At 59.9% G+C, this 16,559-nt stretch carries 16 protein-coding genes; 4 read left to right on the top strand and 12 right to left on the bottom strand.

Annotated elements, in window-relative coordinates; translation table 11 throughout:
* Positions 1-25: 25 nt before the first annotated feature.
* Positions 26-2,587 (bottom strand): DNA mismatch repair protein MutS, encoded by a 2,562-nt coding sequence (mutS, locus tag ACHH0Z_RS09430; RefSeq protein WP_045408546.1) that lies wholly within the window; start codon positions 2,585-2,587, stop codon positions 26-28.
* Positions 2,588-2,700: 113 nt separating this feature from the next.
* Positions 2,701-2,931, bottom strand: a complete 231-nt coding sequence (locus ACHH0Z_RS09425) for a SymE family type I addiction module toxin (RefSeq protein WP_008499591.1) — start codon at positions 2,929-2,931, stop codon at positions 2,701-2,703.
* Between the two features lie 175 nt (positions 2,932-3,106).
* On the opposite strand from ACHH0Z_RS09425, the gene ACHH0Z_RS09420 reads away from it, so the two are divergent.
* Positions 3,107-3,451, top strand: a complete 345-nt coding sequence (locus ACHH0Z_RS09420; protein WP_045408548.1) for a nitrous oxide-stimulated promoter family protein — start codon at positions 3,107-3,109, stop codon at positions 3,449-3,451.
* A gap of 5 nt (positions 3,452-3,456) precedes the next feature.
* Here ACHH0Z_RS09420 and ACHH0Z_RS09415 read toward each other — a convergent pair whose 3' ends face one another.
* From ACHH0Z_RS09415 to hypA, 10 genes are all read right to left on the bottom strand, one after another.
* Entirely contained in the window at positions 3,457-4,677 is a 1,221-nt protein-coding gene (locus tag ACHH0Z_RS09415) for an MFS transporter (RefSeq protein WP_045408551.1), read from the bottom strand.
* 16 nt (positions 4,678-4,693) lie between these two features.
* Positions 4,694-5,455, bottom strand: a complete 762-nt coding sequence (locus ACHH0Z_RS09410; protein WP_008499588.1) for an ABC transporter ATP-binding protein — start codon at positions 5,453-5,455, stop codon at positions 4,694-4,696.
* Positions 5,455-6,492 carry an iron ABC transporter permease gene (locus ACHH0Z_RS09405; RefSeq protein WP_008499587.1) on the bottom strand — a complete coding sequence of 346 codons (1,038 nt, stop codon included), beginning with the start codon at positions 6,490-6,492 and terminating at the stop codon, positions 5,455-5,457. The genes ACHH0Z_RS09410 and ACHH0Z_RS09405 overlap by 1 nt, the downstream gene beginning before the upstream one ends.
* Positions 6,492-7,490 carry an ABC transporter substrate-binding protein gene (locus tag ACHH0Z_RS09400; protein ID WP_045408553.1) on the bottom strand — a complete coding sequence of 333 codons (999 nt, stop codon included), beginning with the start codon at positions 7,488-7,490 and terminating at the stop codon, positions 6,492-6,494. Before ACHH0Z_RS09400 ends, ACHH0Z_RS09405 begins: the two co-directional genes overlap by 1 nt.
* A 153-nt stretch (positions 7,491-7,643) precedes the next feature.
* The gene (flhA, locus tag ACHH0Z_RS09395; RefSeq protein WP_045408555.1) at positions 7,644-9,716 is read right to left on the bottom strand and encodes a formate hydrogenlyase transcriptional activator FlhA; all 2,073 of its coding nucleotides are present in this window, start codon (positions 9,714-9,716) and stop codon (positions 7,644-7,646) included.
* A 64-nt stretch (positions 9,717-9,780) separates the two neighbouring features.
* Positions 9,781-10,791 (bottom strand): hydrogenase expression/formation protein HypE, encoded by a 1,011-nt coding sequence (gene hypE, locus ACHH0Z_RS09390; RefSeq protein WP_045408557.1) that lies wholly within the window; start codon positions 10,789-10,791, stop codon positions 9,781-9,783.
* Positions 10,788-11,909, bottom strand: coding sequence for a hydrogenase formation protein HypD (gene hypD, locus ACHH0Z_RS09385; RefSeq protein WP_025912389.1), 1,122 nt, complete (start codon positions 11,907-11,909; stop codon positions 10,788-10,790). Before hypD ends, hypE begins: the two co-directional genes overlap by 4 nt.
* Positions 11,910-11,911: 2 nt before the next feature.
* Positions 11,912-12,184 (bottom strand): HypC/HybG/HupF family hydrogenase formation chaperone, encoded by a 273-nt coding sequence (locus ACHH0Z_RS09380; RefSeq protein ID WP_008499582.1) that lies wholly within the window; start codon positions 12,182-12,184, stop codon positions 11,912-11,914.
* On the bottom strand, positions 12,175-13,038 hold the full coding sequence (hypB, locus tag ACHH0Z_RS09375; RefSeq protein WP_045408559.1) for a hydrogenase nickel incorporation protein HypB: 864 nt from the start codon (positions 13,036-13,038) through the stop codon (positions 12,175-12,177). The genes ACHH0Z_RS09380 and hypB overlap by 10 nt, the downstream gene beginning before the upstream one ends.
* A 3-nt stretch (positions 13,039-13,041) precedes the next feature.
* Complete coding sequence (gene hypA, locus ACHH0Z_RS09370; RefSeq protein WP_008499580.1) at positions 13,042-13,392, bottom strand: hydrogenase maturation nickel metallochaperone HypA; 351 nt, start codon at positions 13,390-13,392, stop codon at positions 13,042-13,044.
* Positions 13,393-13,602: 210 nt separating this feature from the next.
* Here hypA and hycA point away from each other — a divergent pair, with 210 nt between their 5' ends.
* The 3 genes from hycA (at position 13,603) to hycC (ending at position 16,558) form a co-directional block, all read left to right on the top strand.
* Positions 13,603-14,067: a formate hydrogenlyase regulator HycA gene (gene hycA / locus ACHH0Z_RS09365; protein WP_023294428.1), complete on the top strand. Its 465-nt coding sequence runs from the start codon at positions 13,603-13,605 to the stop codon at positions 14,065-14,067.
* A gap of 71 nt (positions 14,068-14,138) precedes the next feature.
* Positions 14,139-14,747: a 4Fe-4S dicluster domain-containing protein gene (locus ACHH0Z_RS09360; RefSeq protein WP_045408561.1), complete on the top strand. Its 609-nt coding sequence runs from the start codon at positions 14,139-14,141 to the stop codon at positions 14,745-14,747.
* Positions 14,744-16,558, top strand: a complete 1,815-nt coding sequence (hycC, locus tag ACHH0Z_RS09355; protein ID WP_045408563.1) for a formate hydrogenlyase subunit 3 — start codon at positions 14,744-14,746, stop codon at positions 16,556-16,558. The genes ACHH0Z_RS09360 and hycC overlap by 4 nt, the downstream gene beginning before the upstream one ends.
* Position 16,559: the final 1 nt, after the last annotated feature.

Raw genomic sequence — 16,559 nt, 5'->3', positions numbered from 1 at the left:
ACCCGACAAAACAGACCGCAGAAAACTAAACCAGACTCTTCAACCGATAAATCCACTCCAGCGCCTGACGCGGCGTCAGGGAATCAGGATCGAGATTCTCCAGCGCTTCCACTGCAGGCGATGTCTCTTCCGCTGGCACCAGCAGCGACATCTGCGTACCATCGATCTGCGTCGCCGCCGCATTCGGTGACAGGCTTTCCAGCTCACGCAGTTTCTGACGCGCGCGCTTGATCACCTCTTTCGGTACACCGGCCAGCGCCGCAACGGCCAGACCATAGCTCTTGCTTGCCGCGCCATCCTGCACCGTGTGCATAAAGGCGATGGTGTCGCCATGCTCCAGTGCATCAAGGTGGACGTTAGCCACGCCTTCCATTTTCTCCGGCAACTGCGTCAGCTCGAAGTAGTGGGTGGCGAACAGCGTCATGGCCTTGATTTTATTCGCGAGGCTTTCCGCACAGGCCCAGGCCAGCGACAGACCATCGTAGGTTGACGTTCCGCGTCCGACTTCGTCCATCAGCACCAGGCTGTGCTCCGTCGCGTTATGCAGAATGTTAGCCGTTTCAGTCATTTCGACCATGAAGGTTGAGCGACCGCTCGCCAGATCGTCCGCAGCCCCGACGCGGGTAAAGATACGGTCGATGGGGCCAATCTCCACGTTTTGCGCCGGAACGTAGCTGCCGATATAGGCAAGCAGGGCAATCAGCGCCGTCTGACGCATATAGGTACTCTTACCACCCATGTTCGGACCGGTAATGATCAGCATTCTTCGCTGCGGCGACAGGCTCAGCGGGTTGGCGATGAACGGTTCGTTCAGCACCCGCTCGACCACCGGGTGACGGCCTTCAGTGATGCGAATGCCAGGCTTGTCGGTAAAGGTCGGGCAGGTGTAGTTCAGCGTTTCCGCGCGCTCTGCCAGATTCACCAGCACGTCCAATTCCGCCAGCGCGCTGGCGCTCAGCTGCAGGTCGGCCAGGTGCGGCATCAGCATGTCAAACAGCTCTTCATAGAGCTGTTTTTCCAGCGCCAACGCTTTCCCTTTCGAGGTGAGAACTTTGTCCTCGTACTCTTTCAGCTCGGGAATGATGTAGCGTTCAGCGTTTTTCAACGTCTGGCGGCGCACGTAGTGAATCGGCGCCAGATGGCTCTGCCCGCGGCTGATTTGAATGTAGTAACCGTGAACCGCGTTATACCCCACTTTCAGGGTGTCGAGCCCAAGACGCTCGCGCTCGCGGATTTCCAGCTTATCAAGGTAGTCCGTCGCGCCGTCGGCCAGCGCGCGCCATTCGTCCAGCTCCTCGTTGTAGCCCGGGGCAATCACGCCGCCATCACGCACGAGAACCGGAGGCGCATCAATAATGGCGCGTTCAAGCAGCTCGCGGAGTTCGGTAAATTCGCCCATGGTTTCGCGGAGTTTCTTTACCGGCGCGCTGTCAACGTCGCTCAGCTGCGCACGCAGTTCCGGCAGCTGCTGGAAAGCATGACGCATCCGCGCCAGATCGCGCGGTCGCGCCGTGCGCAGCGCCAGACGGGCCAGGATACGTTCCAGATCGCCCACCTGACGCAGGACCGGCTGCAGCTCGGTATAGCGATCCTGCAGGGCGGCAATCGTCTGCTGACGGCAAACCAGCGTAGCGGTGTCGCGAATCGGCATATGCAGCCAGCGTTTCAGCATACGGCTGCCCATCGGCGTGACCGTACTGTCAAGGACCGACGCGAGCGTATTTTCTACGCCGCCCGCCAGGTTCTGCGTGATCTCCAGGTTGCGGCGCGTGGCGGCATCCATGATGATGCTGTCCTGCTGGCGCTCCATGGTAATAGAGCGAATGTGCGGCAGGGCGGTGCGCTGGGTATCTTTTACGTACTGCAGGAGGCAACCAGCCGCGCACAGCCCGCGCGGGGCATTTTCAACGCCAAAGCCAATCAGATCGCGGGTGCCGAACTGCAGATTCAGCTGCTGGCGCGCGGTATCAATTTCGAATTCCCACAGCGGACGGCGGCGCAGCCCGCGACGGCCTTCAATCAGCGACATTTCGGCGAAATCTTCGGCGTAGAGCAGTTCTGCCGGGTTGGTGCGCTGCAGTTCGGCTGCCATTGTTTCTCGGTCGGCCGGTTCACTCAGACGAAAACGCCCGGAGCTGATGTCCAGCGTCGCGTAGCCAAAGCCTTTGCTGTCCTGCCACAGCGCGGCCAGCAGGTTATCCTGGCGCTCCTGAAGCAGGGCTTCATCGCTGATGGTGCCCGGCGTGACGATGCGCACGACCTTGCGTTCCACCGGACCTTTTGAGGTCGCGGGGTCGCCGATCTGTTCACAGATGGCAACAGACTCACCCTGATTAACCAGTTTCGCCAGGTAGTTTTCTACCGCGTGGTGCGGAATACCGGCCATTGGAATGGGTTCACCAGCCGATGCGCCCCGTTTGGTCAGCGAGATGTCGAGCAGCTGCGATGCGCGTTTGGCATCGTCATAAAACAGCTCGTAAAAATCGCCCATACGATAGAACAGCAGGATTTCCGGATGCTGTGCCTTCAGCTTCAGATACTGCTGCATCATCGGCGTATGTGCGTCGAAATTGTCGAGTGTGCTCATGGAGTTATGATGTCCATTTCTTTGAATATAAACCGTTTTGAGCGGCTCAGTGGCCGTTTGTTCCTTCTATTGTCGCATGAAAAAAAGGTACGGCGCAGAAAAATGTCGCCGCTTTACGAGGCATCTTCCGACATGAGCTCAATGACGATTTTTCCATGCTCTACGCCCACTCGCACCCGGGAGTGGGTGGTAAACCCTGCCTTTTCAAGCCAGTCACCTTTTAAGCTCAGTGCCGCATGCACGCTGTAGCGCTTCGGTATCTTGGTATTGCGGTCTTCATGGCGCTTTCTGAAATATCCCACTGTTAAATGGCGATAGGGTTTGTTGATAGCGAGTTCTTGCATAGGGTCTCCCGACAATACGGATAAAAGTCATTACTGATGCCTGTATAAAATACCAGTGATGGTTGGGGCTTGCAGGGCTAAAACTGGAATCAGGCTTCAGAAAACGACATGCAATAACTGAAATCCCGCATTGAAAGGTGTAATATTTTTGCACTTTATTGTTCGGTAAGTCGCTATGTCCGGTAAACGAATTTCACGCGAAAAAGAGACCATCGCGAAAATGATCGCGCTGTATCAGAAGCAGTGTCCTCAGGCCGCTGTGGAAGAGGGGCACTATCAGGCGCTAAATGCCTATGCCGATAAGCGTCTGGATAAATGCGTTTTCGGGGAGGAAAAGCCCGCCTGTAAACAGTGTCCGGTCCACTGCTACCAGCCTGCAAAACGCGAAGAGATGAAGCAGATTATGCGCTGGGCAGGCCCGCGAATGCTCTGGCGTCACCCCATTCTGACCGTCCGCCATCTGATGGATGACCGTCGTCCCGTACCGGAACTGCCGGAAAAGTATCGTCCGAAAAAGTGACCGGTTCAGCTTCTGAGCGGGCGGCAAATCACGTTAAGGGCCAGCGCGCTGCAGAGCGGGAAGAGGGCCAGCAGCAGCCAGGGGAGCATCGCCTGCGTTGAGGGCACCAGCGCGCGATCCAGCAGGCTGCCAAACAGCAAATTTCCGGCCAGTACCGCAATGCCTCCGGCGGTGGCGAGTGCGCCGTAGTGCGCCCCCAGCGTGGACTCCTCGGCAAACCGGGGGACCAGGTCCTTAGCTGAGGGTACCAGCAGCATCTGTCCCAGCGTCAACAGCGTCACGAAACAGACCGACGGCAGCAGGCGCAGCCAGCCCTCAGGCGGTGCCGTCGGCGCAAACATTGCCACGCTTGCAAAGGCGGCGGAGAGGAATAAAAAGCCCACCGGCAGGATCCTCACCGCGCCCACGCGCCGGGCGAATCGCGCCAGCGGCAGCTGTAAAGCAACAATCAGTACAGAGGCCAGCATAAAAAGCGGGCCGAGATCTTTCTCGTTACCGCCGGCGCGCTGGATCTCTACCGGCAGCGCCAGATAGAGCTGGTTATAGCTCAAAAGCCACGAGCTATAGGCAATGATAAAGGCGATAAAGCGGGGCTGGCGAAAGGTCGTCCACCAGGGAACGAGCTTCAGCGTCCGCGCAGCGTGGCGTGACGCGGGCAGGCAAAAGTAGAGAACCACCAGCGCAACGAGAAAGACTCCAGCGCCCGCCAGCGCCACCTGGCGAAAGCCCAGGCCGGTGAGCAGGGCGCCGGCAACCGGGCCCAGTACCGCACCGAGTTCCCCGCAGACTGCAAAGAGCGCGAACCACTCCGCCCGGCTTCGTTTACCTTTCGCCTCGCTGTGCGTGCCCGCTTTCGCCAGCAATGCTTCAATAGAAGGAGAAAACAGCGCGCCGCCCACCCCCGTCAGGCACGCGCCCAGAATAATCGGCCACAGCGATTCACCAAGCGCCAGCAGCAGATACCCCGCGACGCGAATAATGCACCCGCTCAGGATAACGATTTTCGCGCCAAACCGGTCCGAGAGCGCGCCGCCGACGATAAACATCCCCTGCTGAGAGAACGTGCGCAGGCCGAGGATCAGCCCGATCAGCCCGCCGGAGAGCAGCATATCGTCGCGCAGGAATATCGCCAGGAAGGGGACAACGGCGTAAAAGCCGATGTTAAAAACAAACTGGCTACCCAGTAAAACGGGCGGCCAGAGCGTGGTGGCAGGGCGTAGGGGCATCGTTGGTCACTCGCCCCTAAACGATAAAGTGAATGTGTTTTTTGCCATGGAACGGCGAGATCTCGATTTTGGTTTTGACCCGGAAGACGTCCCAGAGCAACGACTCGGACAGGATGTCCTGCGGTGTCCCCGTCGCCACAATTTGCCCTTTCTGCATCACAATCAGCGAGTCGCAGAACATCGAGGCGTGGTTGAGATCGTGGATAGCGACAATGCTGGTGACCGGTAATTCGCTGATCAACTGCATCAGCTGCATCTGATGATGAATGTCCAGGTGGTTTGTTGGTTCATCCAGCAGGATTTCCGTCGGGGTCTGGGCCAGCGCGCGGGCAATGTGGACGCGCTGGCGCTCACCGCCGGAGAGGCTCAGCCACCCCTGGTCGCTTTTATCCAGCATATCCACGCGCTGCAGAGCGGCGGTGACGGTTTCGTCATCGTGCGTGCTCCAGTTGGAAAAGGCGGAGTGGTGCGGAATCCGCCCGAGTTTGACCACGTCGCGCACGCGCATGTTGGCGTCAGTCATGCCGTGCTGCTCCACGAAGGCGACCCGGCGGGCCAGCTGCTTTTTGGCAATACGAGAGATGTCCTGGCCGTCCAGCGTCACACAGCCCGCATCCGGGCGACGCAGCCCCGCGAGGATACGTAAAAGAGACGATTTACCGCAGCCGTTAGGGCCAAGCAGTCCTACCGTTTCGCCCCGGGAAACCTTCAGCGAGACGTCATTAACGATGACTTTTTTGCCGACCTTCCAGGTAATATTTTCAGCGCAGATGCTCATCACTTATTCCTTGAGCGGTAGATAATCACGGCAAAGAACGGAACGCCAACCAGCGCGGTGACCACGCCGACGGGCAGGCTTTGCGGCGCAATCAGCATGCGCGAGGCTATGTCTGCCAGCACCATCAGGATCGCGCCTGCCAGCGCGCTGGCAATCAGCAGCGTGCGGTGCAGCGGCCCGAACAGGAAACGCATCACGTGCGGCACCACCAGCCCGACAAAGCCGATTGAGCCCGCCATGCTGACGATGGTTGCGGTAATCAGCGCGGTGGTGGTAAAGAGCGCCAGGCGCACCCAGGGGACTGCAATGCCCAGCGACGCCGCGGCGTCATCACCGAACGTAAAGGCATCCAGCGCCCGGGAATAGTAGAGGCACACGGCTAACCCAATCAGCACCACGACCAGCGCCAGCTGGAATTCAGGCCAGCGTACGCCGCTGAAGCTGCCCAGCAGCCAGAACATCACGTCGCGCGCCTGCTGGGCACTGGCGGAGGTGCTAATGGTGTAGGCGGTAATGGCGTTAAAAAGCTGCGAGGCGGCGACGCCTGCCAGAATCGTACGTTCATTCCCGCCGCGCGCCCCGTTCGTCAGAAACGCGACAAACGCAAACGCGGCGAACGCCCCGGCAAAGGCCCCGGCAGAGAGCGACACCGCACCGGTGCCGATCCCCAACACGACGACAGAAACCGCCCCGGTCGATGCGCCCGCGGACACGCCGAGCACGTAGGGTTCCGCCAGCGCGTTCTTCAGCAGGCTCTGCAATACGGCCCCGCAGATGGCCAGACCTGCGCCGCAGCAGGCCGCCACCAGCGCGCGGCTCAGGCGGAAGTCCCAGATCACGCTCTCATAGATGCGAGTGAGCGGAACATCGGTGAGCCCCATTTTATTGCTGATGGCGTAAAACACGTTATCCAGCGGGATGGACAGCTCGCCGACGCTGACGCTCAGCGCGATAACCAGAAATAGCAGGACAAAGGCGAGCAAACACGAGGTCGTCAGAACCAGGCTCTGCCTGGCCTGAAGGACAGCGGTGGTCATCAGTTCAGCCCCAGTTTTCTGAGCTGTTCGCCAACCTGCTCAGCCCCGTAAATCGTGCGAATTGTCGGGTTCATGGCCTGACCGTCCATCACCACGATATGGCCTTTTTTCACCGCGTCCAGCTGGCTGACGGCCGGATCGCTTTTCAGGAATTTGATTTTCTCTTCCGCGTTATCCAGCGCCCAGCGGTTGCGATCCAGGCTGGAGACCACAATCACATCCGGATTGGCGGCAATAATGCTTTCCCAGCCCACGGTTGGCCATTCGGTCTCGGAGGTGATGGCGTTATGCCCGCCCATCAGGCTGGCGATAAACCCGGAGGGGCTATTTTTACCGCCTACGTAGGCGTCCGCAGAAGGGGAGGCGCTTGAGAACCAGAAAACAAAGGAGAGATCTTTTTTGTTTTTACTGAATTCCTGGCGCAGGTCAGCCTCACGTTTTTTGAAATCGGCAATCACGGCCTGACCGCGGTCTTCAACGTTAAAGATTTTGGCGAAATCCTCAATCTCCTGATAGAGATACGTCATATCCCACAGTTTCTGGCGGCTGCCGTACATATCGCCGGTGGCTTTTTTGGTCGCACACATGCCCGGGGACACGTAGCTGTTCACGCCCAGGGTCATCAGATCGTCGCGTTTTGCGACCTTGCTTTCTGGCCCCAGCAGCAGCGGTGACTGCGCGGGGACAAAGTCGGGATTTTGCGCAAGCACGGATTCAAGGGTAGGGATTTCGACCGTCAGGGTTTTGATTTTTGCGTTCTGTTCCGCCAGCTGCGGCAGCACTTTCGTCGGCCAGAAGGCGCTGGCCTTCACCTTATCTTCCAGCCCCAGCAGGAGCAGAATTTCGACGGTATTCTGACCCAGAGCCACGACGCGTTCCGGCGCTTTGGTGAATGTCTCTTTATAGCCACAGTTTTCAATCGTCAGAGGATATGTGGTTGCCAGAGCAGAACTGACCGACGCAACCGCCAGGCCTAACGCGCAGATGACCTTCTTCATGAAACGCTACCCTTGATTAATATTATTATTGATGCAAATGAAACTCATTATTAAGGCGGAATTTTATACAGAGGAAACGATTTTGTGTCAATGAGGGACAATTGCGCAGGGTAACGAAAGGCGGTGCCAGAAAAACACCGCCGGATTGGGGGCTTAAACCAGGCTCTCTTTATCGATCCCGAGACGCTTCATGCGCGACAGCAGGGTAGTGCGTTTTAACCCTAAACGCTGGGCGGCACCTTTTGGCCCGGCAACCACGCCGTTGGTCTCTTTGAGTACGCGCATAATGAGCTGATATTCATCTTCTCCCTCTTTTGCTGTCTCGGCGGCGGGCACGGTCACGTCAGGCAGCGTCACTTCAGGCAGGGAGAGCTGCAGCACATTGCCGCGCGTCAGCAGCACCGCACGCTCGATGACGTTTTCCAGTTCGCGCACGTTGCCGGGCCACTCCATTGATGAAAGGGTACGTAACGTCTCGGCAGGAATGCTGTCGATGTTTCGCCCCATCCGACGCGCGATCTTGGCGGTAAACGCTTTGACCAGCAGGGGAATATCTTCCGGGCGCTCGCGCAGCGGCGGCAGGAAGATCGGGAAGACGTTCAGGCGATAGTAGAGATCGCTGCGAAACTCGCGGTCGGCGACCATTTTTTTCAGGTCGCGGTTGGTGGCGGCAATCAGCCGCACGTCAGTCTGGATAAGCTTGTTGCTGCCAAGACGTTCAAACTCCTGCTCCTGCAGGACGCGCAGCAGTTTCGGCTGTAGCTCCAGCGGCATATCGCCCACTTCGTCGAGGAACAGCGAGCTCTTGTCCGCCAGCTCAAAACGGCCCAGCCGCTGGCTGCTGGCCCCGGTGAATGCACCGCGCTCGTGGCCGAACAGGTCGCTTTCCAGCAGGCCTGCGGGCATCGCCGCGCAGTTCATCTTCACCATCCGACGGCTGTTGCGGTTGCTCAGGTTGTGGATGGCGCGGGCAATCAGCTCTTTACCCGTACCGGTTTCGCCAAGGATCAGCACCGTGCTGTCGCTTTGCGCCACCATCTCAACCTGCTTGAGCACGCTGTACATGGCGTCGCTGCGCCCGATGATTTCACCAAACTCGCTGTCCACGTTGTTGAGCTGTTCGGTCAGGGCCAGGTTCTCATCCACCAGCCGCTCTTTCAGGCGGTGGATCTCCTGATAGGCGAGGGCGTTATCCAGCGCGATGGAGATACGCTCGGCGATCTGGCGCAGCAGCTTCAGGTTGGCGGTGGTAAACACGGCTTCATCACACTGCGCCAGCTTCAGCACCCCCAGCATGGTGCTGCCGGACATCAGGGGAAGCAGGCACAGGGTCTGAATCTTGTTGCCCCAGGTGTTAAACAGCATCCGCTCGTACGGTGCCACCGGGTCCTGCTCGCTCAGGTTGAGCAGCAGGATCTCTTTGCTTTTAAATACCCGCTCAGACAGGGTGCCCGCTTCGTCCACTTCGCTCTGCTCGTGCGCCGGGTTGGCTTCATCCAGATAATGCGTGGAGTAGATGTTCAGCTTGCCCTTGCGATGGCCGCGCAGCGCGATGCTGATGGCATCGATTTTGAAATAGTGGTGGATCTCTTTCGACACTTCGCTGACCAGTTCGTCCATATCAAGGCGCGACAGCACGGCGTTGGTGATGGCGACCAGAATGCGGAAGTTGTCGCGCTCGCGGCTCAGCAGGTCGTAATCCACGTTATTGGTCACGCGGCTTTGGATCTGCTCCGCGACGACGGCCACAATCTGGGTAAAGGTGTGCAGACGCTCGTATTCCGCCTCGCTCCAGGGCTGGTCGGTCGTGCGAATAAACTCGCAGCCACCAAAAATATGTCCCTCCGCCGCGAGCGGCAGCATGCTGTAGTGGCCGAACGGCTGGTAGAGGTTGCTCTCCGCGAGCCGCGGCCACGCCGTGCGGAACTCCTCAAAGTTGCAGTGCAGCGCTTCAGGCCGGGAGAGAATACGGCGCACCGGGCCATGCGCGAGATACGTTTCGTCTTCGTACTCAAACGTTTTGCCATTATCGCGCGTTGAGTAGTAGCTCGCGCGGTGCGTTCCGCTATGCCACAGTACAATCGCCGCGCTGTCGGCCAGCGCTGATTGCCTGACCAGCCGCGTCAGGGCATCGCTCAGCGCGCCGAGATCGGGCTGCTGTAAAAGTGTGCGCGTGATATCAAACAGGCCCTGCTGTCCAAGATCGCTCATCGGTGTATACGGCATTATTGCTTTCCAATAGAAACTGGCAAAAAAGAGACATTCAGTGCTGACCGCTTATGGCGCGGCTCTAGCAAATTCGGGGTAAGGGTTCCGCGTGCGGCAGGTCCAGCGTGCGCTTCACGCCGTAAAGTCCGGTCAGGCGCACCCCCTTGCGCTCAACCACTTCGCCGATGATGGCGGCCTCTTTCCCTAATGGATGCGCGCGCAGCTCTGCAAGAACGGCTTCCGCCGCCGCGCGTTCCACGCCGATCACCAGCTTGCCTTCGTTAGCAAAGTTCAGTGGGTCAAGTCCCAATAGTTCGCACAGCCCGCGCACGGCAGCTTTTACAGGCAGGACACGCTCGGTCAGTTCAATTCCGCACCCGCTGCTTGCGGCGAATTCGTGAACCACCGCATTCACCCCGCCGCGGGTGGCATCGCGCAAGGCCTTCACGCCGGGAATAGCACACAGCGTCTGAATCAGCGGGGTGAGCACCGCGCAGTCGCTGCGCAGTTCACCGTCCAGCCCTAAGCCTTCGCGCAGGTTAAGGATAGTCGCTCCGTGGCAGCCCAGCGTGCCGGTTACCATCAGCACGTCGCCCGCGCTAAGCCGCTGTGCGCCCCAGTGAATGTTGGCGGGGATAGCCCCCATTCCGGCGGTGTTGATAAACAGCTTATCGGCCGCACCGCGCTGGACCACTTTGGTGTCCCCGGTGACGATAGCGATACCCGCCTCGCGCGCGGTGTGTGCCATGCTGTTCACCACCGCCGAGAGCGTCTCCATCGGCAGACCCTCTTCAAGGATGAATCCGCAGGAGAGGTAGCGGGGAATGGCGCCGCTGACGGCCACGTCGTTGGCCGTGCCGCAGACGGCGAGCTTGCCGATATCGCCGCCGGGAAAGAACAGCGGATCGATGACATAGCTGTCGGTGGAGAAGGCCAGCCGGTCGCCCTGGGCGGTGAGGGTGGCGAGGTCAATGCGCGCCTGGTCTTCCTGCTCGGCGAGCCAGGGGTTGTTAAAGGCCTCCATGAACAGCCGGTTAATCAACTGCTGCATCGCCTGTCCACCGCTTCCGTGCGCCATTTCCACCGTGTTCATGCTTCACACTCCTGGTTGCGATATTGATACCACGCGGCGCATGCCCCTTCGGAGGAGACCATCAGCGCGCCAAACGCCGTTTGCGGGTTACAGGTATTGCCAAATAACGGGCACTGATGCGGTTTGCATTTGCCGGTGAGCACCTCGCCACAGCGGGCCCGGGGATCGTCGCAAACCTGCTGCGGCTGCGGGCGGAAATGCGCTTCGGCATCGAACGCGCGATAGGCTGGCGTCAGGCGCACGCCGGATTCGGCAATCAGCCCCAGTCCTCGCCACTCGCTGTCGCCTTCGACGCTGAACACCTCCGCAATGGCACGCTGAGCCCGTTCATTGCCGGCATCCGGCACCACGCGGCGGTACTGGTTTTCGACCGCGCTCAGGGCCGCTATTTTCTGCTCAACCAGCATGGTGACACCTTGCAGTAGATCAAGTGGTTCGAAACCAGCAACCACTAACGGACGATTGTACTGTTCAGCGATAAAACCGTAGGCGTCTGTGCCAATCACCATGCTGACGTGGCCCGGTGCCAGAAAGGCGTCAATGCCGTTGCCTGGCGCTTCCAGCAGGCTGCGCAGGGTAGGGATAAGCGTAATGTGCTGGCAGAAGAAGAAAAAGTTATCGACGCCGCGCGCTTTCGCCTGCTGCAGCGTGATGGCCGTCGCGGGCATGGTGGTTTCAAACCCCAGGCCAAAAAATACCACCTTGCGCGCGGGGTTATCCGCTGCCAGCGTCAGGGCATCCATCGGCGAATAGACGATCCGGATGTCCGCCCCGCGCGCTTTCGCCTGCAGCAGCGAGCCGTTTTTCCCCGGCACACGCATCGCGTCGCCAAAGGTGCAGAATATGACGTCGGGCCGGCTGGCAATCTCGATACAGCTGTCGATGCGGCCCATTGGCAGCACGCAGACCGGGCAGCCGGGGCCGTGGATAAACTCAATGTTCTCCGGCAGCAGCTGGTCGAGGCCAAATTTAAAGATCGCGTGCGTGTGCCCGCCGCACACCTCCATGATCCGCAGCGGCCTTTCTTTGGTGTAGTCCAGCCGCGCCGCGCGCGTTTTGAGGTGTCCGATAAGCTGCAGCACCTGCTCCGGCGCGCGGTATTCATCAACGTAACGCATGATTACCGCTCCTCGCCGTACAGCAGCGCGCCGACGTCCGGCTCCACGTCGAACATGTTTTGCAACGCATCCAGCGTGTCGCGGGCTTCCGCTTCGTTAATCACGCTCATGGCAAACCCCACGTGGACCAGCACCCACTGGCCGAGACGCGACGCGCCCGTTTCATCGGTGCTGCCCACCAGCGTCAGGTCGACGTCGCGCAGGATGCCGCAAACCTCGACTTTGGCCTGATTACCGTTGAGGGAATGGATTTGTCCCGGTACGCCTATGCACATCTTTCGTTCTCCAGCCAGCGTAACCAGCCGTCCATGCCGTCGCCGCGCGTGGCGGAGACCAGCAGGATCTCAATCTCCGGGTTCACTTCGCGGGCATACGCCAGGCACTTATCCACGTCGAAATTCAGGTACGGCAGCAGGTCGACTTTGTTCAGCAGCATCAGGGATGCCGCGGCGAACATATGCGGGTACTTCAGCGGCTTGTCTTCGCCCTCGGTCACCGAAAGCACCGCCACCTTGTGTCGTTCACCCAGATCGAAGCTCGCCGGGCAGACGAGGTTGCCGACGTTTTCAATAAACAGGATGCCGTTATCCGCCAGCGGCAGGCGCGGGGCGGCGTCGGCAATCATCTGCGCATCCAGATGGCAGCCTTTGCCGGTGTTAACCTGAATTGCCGGGGTGCCGGTTTCGCGGATGCGCGCCGCGTCGTTTACCGTTTGCTGGTCGCCCTCGATCACCGCGCAGGAGACGCGCCCGTTGATGCGTTTGAGCGTTTCGGTCAGCAGCGTGGTTTTGCCGGAACCGGGGCTGGAGACCAGGTTCAGCGCCAGCTGTTTGCGGGTGGCAAAGCGGGCGCGGTTGCGGGCGGCGATCTGGTTATTTTTGTCCAGCACGTTGATTTCCACGTCCAGCATCTGGCGCTGGCTCATGCCCGGCGCGTGGGTACCCGCTTCGCCGTGGCCGTAATGCAGGTCGCCCGCGTCGGAACGCTGCGGCGCAAAGGTAATGCCGGTCAGGGCTGCCGCAGGGCGCGGGGCAGGGGAAAAGGGCGCGGAGCGAAACGCGGAGTGGGGACGGTGCTCATCCCCTTCTATATACAGGTTGCCTTCGGCGCAACCGCAGGTACTACACATACTTTACTCCTTCTCGATTTCGAGGCGTTGGATCTGCATGCCGTCATCCGCCACGATGCGCAGCCCGGTGCTCTGACACTGCGGACAGCGCTGTACCTTTGATGAGAGCAGGGTGACGTACTGCTGACACTGTTCGCACCAGCACTCCGCCTGCTGCTCCTCAATATGCAGTTCGCAGCCTTCCGCCAGCGTGCCGCGGCACACCAGCTCAAAACAGAAGGTCAGGGCGCTGGTCTCGACGCAGGAAAACGCCCCGACCTTCAGCCAGACGCCGGTGACGCGTTTCGCGTGGTTTTGCACAGCCTGCTGTTCGATAAGTTCCAGAGCCCGCTGGCAGAGGGTGATTTCGTGCATGACGCCTCCTCAATGAATTGCCCCGGTAATGCAATAACAGTGCCAGCTTGATTTTTGTTAAGGCGTGTCGATGTCACCGCTGTCGAAATGACACGTCGACACCGCGATGTTGACAGCGAATTTTTAATTAAATGTATTAAAAATCATAAGCATAAAAACTGGCATGGAATCTGCTTAACAGCCGCTATCTCCATTAAACGGATACCTTTTATGACTATTTGGGAAATCAGCGAAAAAGCGGAATATATCGCGCAGCGTCATCAGCAGTTACAGGACCAGTGGCACCTTTACTGCAACTCTCTGGTTCAGGGCATTACCTTGTCGAAAGCGCGTCTTCACCACGCGATGAGCTGTGCGGCGCAGGGCGATATGCGCTTTGTCCTCTTCGGCCATTTCATCATCAACGTCACCCTGGCGGATAACTTCAATAGCCACACCATCGAGTACCACCTCGAGACAAAAGACGGTGAAAAACAGTGTATTGCAAAGGCGCAGCTGATGGCTGACGGCATGGTGGACGGCCACGTCAGCAACCGCGATCGCCAGCAGGTACTGGAGCACTATCTGGAAAAAATCGCCCCGGTTTATAACGGCCTGTACACCGCCGTTGAACACGATCTCCCGGTCAACCTGAAGCAGCTGATGGACGGAAATACCTCAGCGAACGTGGCCTGACCCCCCGTGTGTCGAGAAGTGTCGACAAGACAGTTTTTCGTCAAAAATGACTATCACCAGAGGATAACCCGGTGAACCGTTTTGTAATTGCTGACTCGACGGTCTGTATTGGCTGTCGAACCTGTGAGGCGGCGTGTTCGGAAACGCATCGCCTGCATGGGCTACAGTCCATGCCGCGCCTGCACGTCATGCGTAATGAAAAAGAGTCTGCCCCGCAGCTCTGCCATCACTGTGAAGATGCCCCCTGCGCGGGTGTCTGTCCCGTGAACGCCATCACCCGCGTGGATGGCGCAGTCCAGCTGAACGAAAGCCTGTGCGTAAGCTGCAAGCTGTGCGGCATTGCCTGCCCGTTCGGTGCGATTGAATTCTCCGGCAGCCGCCCGCTGCATATTCCGGCCAATGCCAACTCGCCTAAAGCCCCGCCCGCACCTCCGGCGCCTGCACGCGTCAGCACGCTGCTGGACTGGGTGCCCGGCATCCGTGCCGTGGCGGTGAAGTGTGACCTGTGCAGCTTCGATGAACAGGGCCCGGCCTGCGTGCGCACCTGTCCAACCAAAGCGCTGATTCTGGTGAATATTCGCGACATCGCCCGCACCAGCAAGCGCAAGCGCGAGCTGACCATTAATACCGACGTCGGCGATCTTTCGCTTCTGCAGACGCTCAACGAGGGGGTGAAATGAACGCGATTACGATGATTACCAGCGCCGTGGCGTACTTTGCCGCCGCCGCCGTGCTGGCGTGGCTTCTGTCATTCCATAAAACCCTGAGCGGCTGGATCGCCGGGATCGGCGGGGCGGTCGGCAGCCTGATGACGCTGGCGGCGGGTGGGGTTGTCCTGCTCGGCGGGCAGTCCGCAGAGGCCGTGATGCCGCTGATTCGCCACACCGTTGCGATTACGCCGCTGAACGCCATCTGGCTGGTGACCTTTGGCCTGTGCGGGCTGTTTATCAGCCTGTTCAATATCGACTGGCACCGCCATCCGCACGCCAAAGCCAACGGCCTGCTGGTGAACCTGCTGATGGCGACGGCGGTGTGCACCGTGATCGCCAGCAACCTCGGCGCGCTGGTGGTGATGGCAGAGATTATGGCGCTGTGCGGCGTGTTCCTGACCGGCTGCAGCGCCTCCGGGAAAGTGTGGTTTGCGCTGGGACGCCTCGGGACGCTGCTGCTGGCGCTGGCCTGCTGGCGGGTGTGGCAGCGTTTCGGCACGCTGGAGTTCGCTGCGCTTAACGGGCATCCGCTGGGCAATGACGTCTGGCTGCTGGGCGTGATCGGCTTTGGCCTGCTGGCCGGGATTATCCCGCTGCACGGCTGGGTGCCGCAGGCGCATGCGAATGCCTCCGCGCCCGCTGCCGCGCTGTTTTCTGTGGTGGTGATGAAGGTCGGTCTGTTCGGGATTCTGGCGATGACGCTGACCGGCGGCCAGCCGCCGCTGTGGTGGGGCGTGGTGCTGCTGATTGCGGGCATGATCACCGCCTTCATCGGCGGCCTGTACGCGCTGATGGAGCACAATATCCAGCGTCTTCTGGCGTACCACACGCTGGAGAATATCGGCATCATCCTGCTCGGCATGGGCGCGGGGGTGACCGGGCTGGCGCTTAATCAACCGGCGCTGATTGCCGCCGGCTTTATCGGCGGTCTGTATCACCTCGTTAACCACAGCCTGTTTAAAAGCACCCTGTTCCTCGGCGCGGGCAGCGTCTGGTTCCGCACCGGTCATCGGGATATCGAAAAGCTCGGTGGGATTGGCAAAAAAATGCCGGTGATTTCGCTGGCGATGCTGGTCGGGCTGATGGCGATGGCCGCGCTGCCGCCGCTGAACGGCTTTGCCGGGGAGTGGGTGATCTATCAGTCCTTCTTCGCCCTCGGTCAGAGCGAGGCGTTTATCGCACGCCAGCTCGGCCCGCTGCTGGCGGCCGGGCTGGCGATTACCGGGGCGCTGGCGGTGATGTGCATGGCGAAAGTCTATGGCGTGACCTTCCTTGGCGCACCGCGTACGCGTGAGGCTGAGAACGCCTGCTGCGCACCGCTACTGATGGGCGTAAGCGTGGTCGCGCTGGCGCTGTGCTGCATTGCGGGCGGGGTTGCCGCGCCGTGGCTGCTGCCGCTGCTGGGCCACGCCATTCCGCTGCCGCTTGAGACGGCGCACACCGTCGTTTCCCAGCCGATGATTGCACTGCTGCTGATTGCCGCGCCGCTGCTGCCGTTCGTGCTGATGCTGTTCTTCAAACGCGACCGGCTCACCTCCCGCTCGCGCGGTGCCGCGTGGGCCTGCGGTTATGAACACGAACAGTCGATGGTCATCACCGCCCACGGTTTTGCTATGCCGGTGAAAGAGAACTTCGCCGCCGTGCTGAAGCTGCGCCACTGGCTGAACCCGGTGGGCTGGGTACCCGGCTGGCAGAACGCTGCCGCGCCCGCGCTGTTCCGCCGTCTGGCGTTGATCGAGCTGGCGGTGCTGGTAGTGATTGTGATTTCACGAGGAGCCTGAC

Origin of the sequence: Enterobacter cloacae complex sp. 2024EL-00227 (genome assembly GCF_043945315.1) — a bacterium.
GTDB classification, from domain to species: Bacteria; Pseudomonadota; Gammaproteobacteria; order Enterobacterales; family Enterobacteriaceae; genus Enterobacter; species Enterobacter roggenkampii.
This window is presented reverse-complemented; position numbering and strand designations above follow the sequence as displayed.

Coding starts and splice junctions, on each gene's coding strand:
- mutS (WP_045408546.1), bottom strand. CDS start 2,587: ATGAGCACACTCGACAATTTCGACGCACATACGCCGATGATGCAGCAG.
- ACHH0Z_RS09425 (WP_008499591.1), bottom strand. CDS start 2,931: ATGCAAGAACTCGCTATCAACAAACCCTATCGCCATTTAACAGTGGGA.
- ACHH0Z_RS09420 (WP_045408548.1), top strand. CDS start 3,107: ATGTCCGGTAAACGAATTTCACGCGAAAAAGAGACCATCGCGAAAATG.
- ACHH0Z_RS09415 (WP_045408551.1), bottom strand. CDS start 4,677: ATGCCCCTACGCCCTGCCACCACGCTCTGGCCGCCCGTTTTACTGGGT.
- ACHH0Z_RS09410 (WP_008499588.1), bottom strand. CDS start 5,455: ATGAGCATCTGCGCTGAAAATATTACCTGGAAGGTCGGCAAAAAAGTC.
- ACHH0Z_RS09405 (WP_008499587.1), bottom strand. CDS start 6,492: ATGACCACCGCTGTCCTTCAGGCCAGGCAGAGCCTGGTTCTGACGACC.
- ACHH0Z_RS09400 (WP_045408553.1), bottom strand. CDS start 7,490: ATGAAGAAGGTCATCTGCGCGTTAGGCCTGGCGGTTGCGTCGGTCAGT.
- flhA (WP_045408555.1), bottom strand. CDS start 9,716: ATGCCGTATACACCGATGAGCGATCTTGGACAGCAGGGCCTGTTTGAT.
- hypE (WP_045408557.1), bottom strand. CDS start 10,791: ATGAACACGGTGGAAATGGCGCACGGAAGCGGTGGACAGGCGATGCAG.
- hypD (WP_025912389.1), bottom strand. CDS start 11,909: ATGCGTTACGTTGATGAATACCGCGCGCCGGAGCAGGTGCTGCAGCTT.
- ACHH0Z_RS09380 (WP_008499582.1), bottom strand. CDS start 12,184: ATGTGCATAGGCGTACCGGGACAAATCCATTCCCTCAACGGTAATCAG.
- hypB (WP_045408559.1), bottom strand. CDS start 13,038: ATGTGTAGTACCTGCGGTTGCGCCGAAGGCAACCTGTATATAGAAGGG.
- hypA (WP_008499580.1), bottom strand. CDS start 13,392: ATGCACGAAATCACCCTCTGCCAGCGGGCTCTGGAACTTATCGAACAG.
- hycA (WP_023294428.1), top strand. CDS start 13,603: ATGACTATTTGGGAAATCAGCGAAAAAGCGGAATATATCGCGCAGCGT.
- hycC (WP_045408563.1), top strand. CDS start 14,744: ATGAACGCGATTACGATGATTACCAGCGCCGTGGCGTACTTTGCCGCC.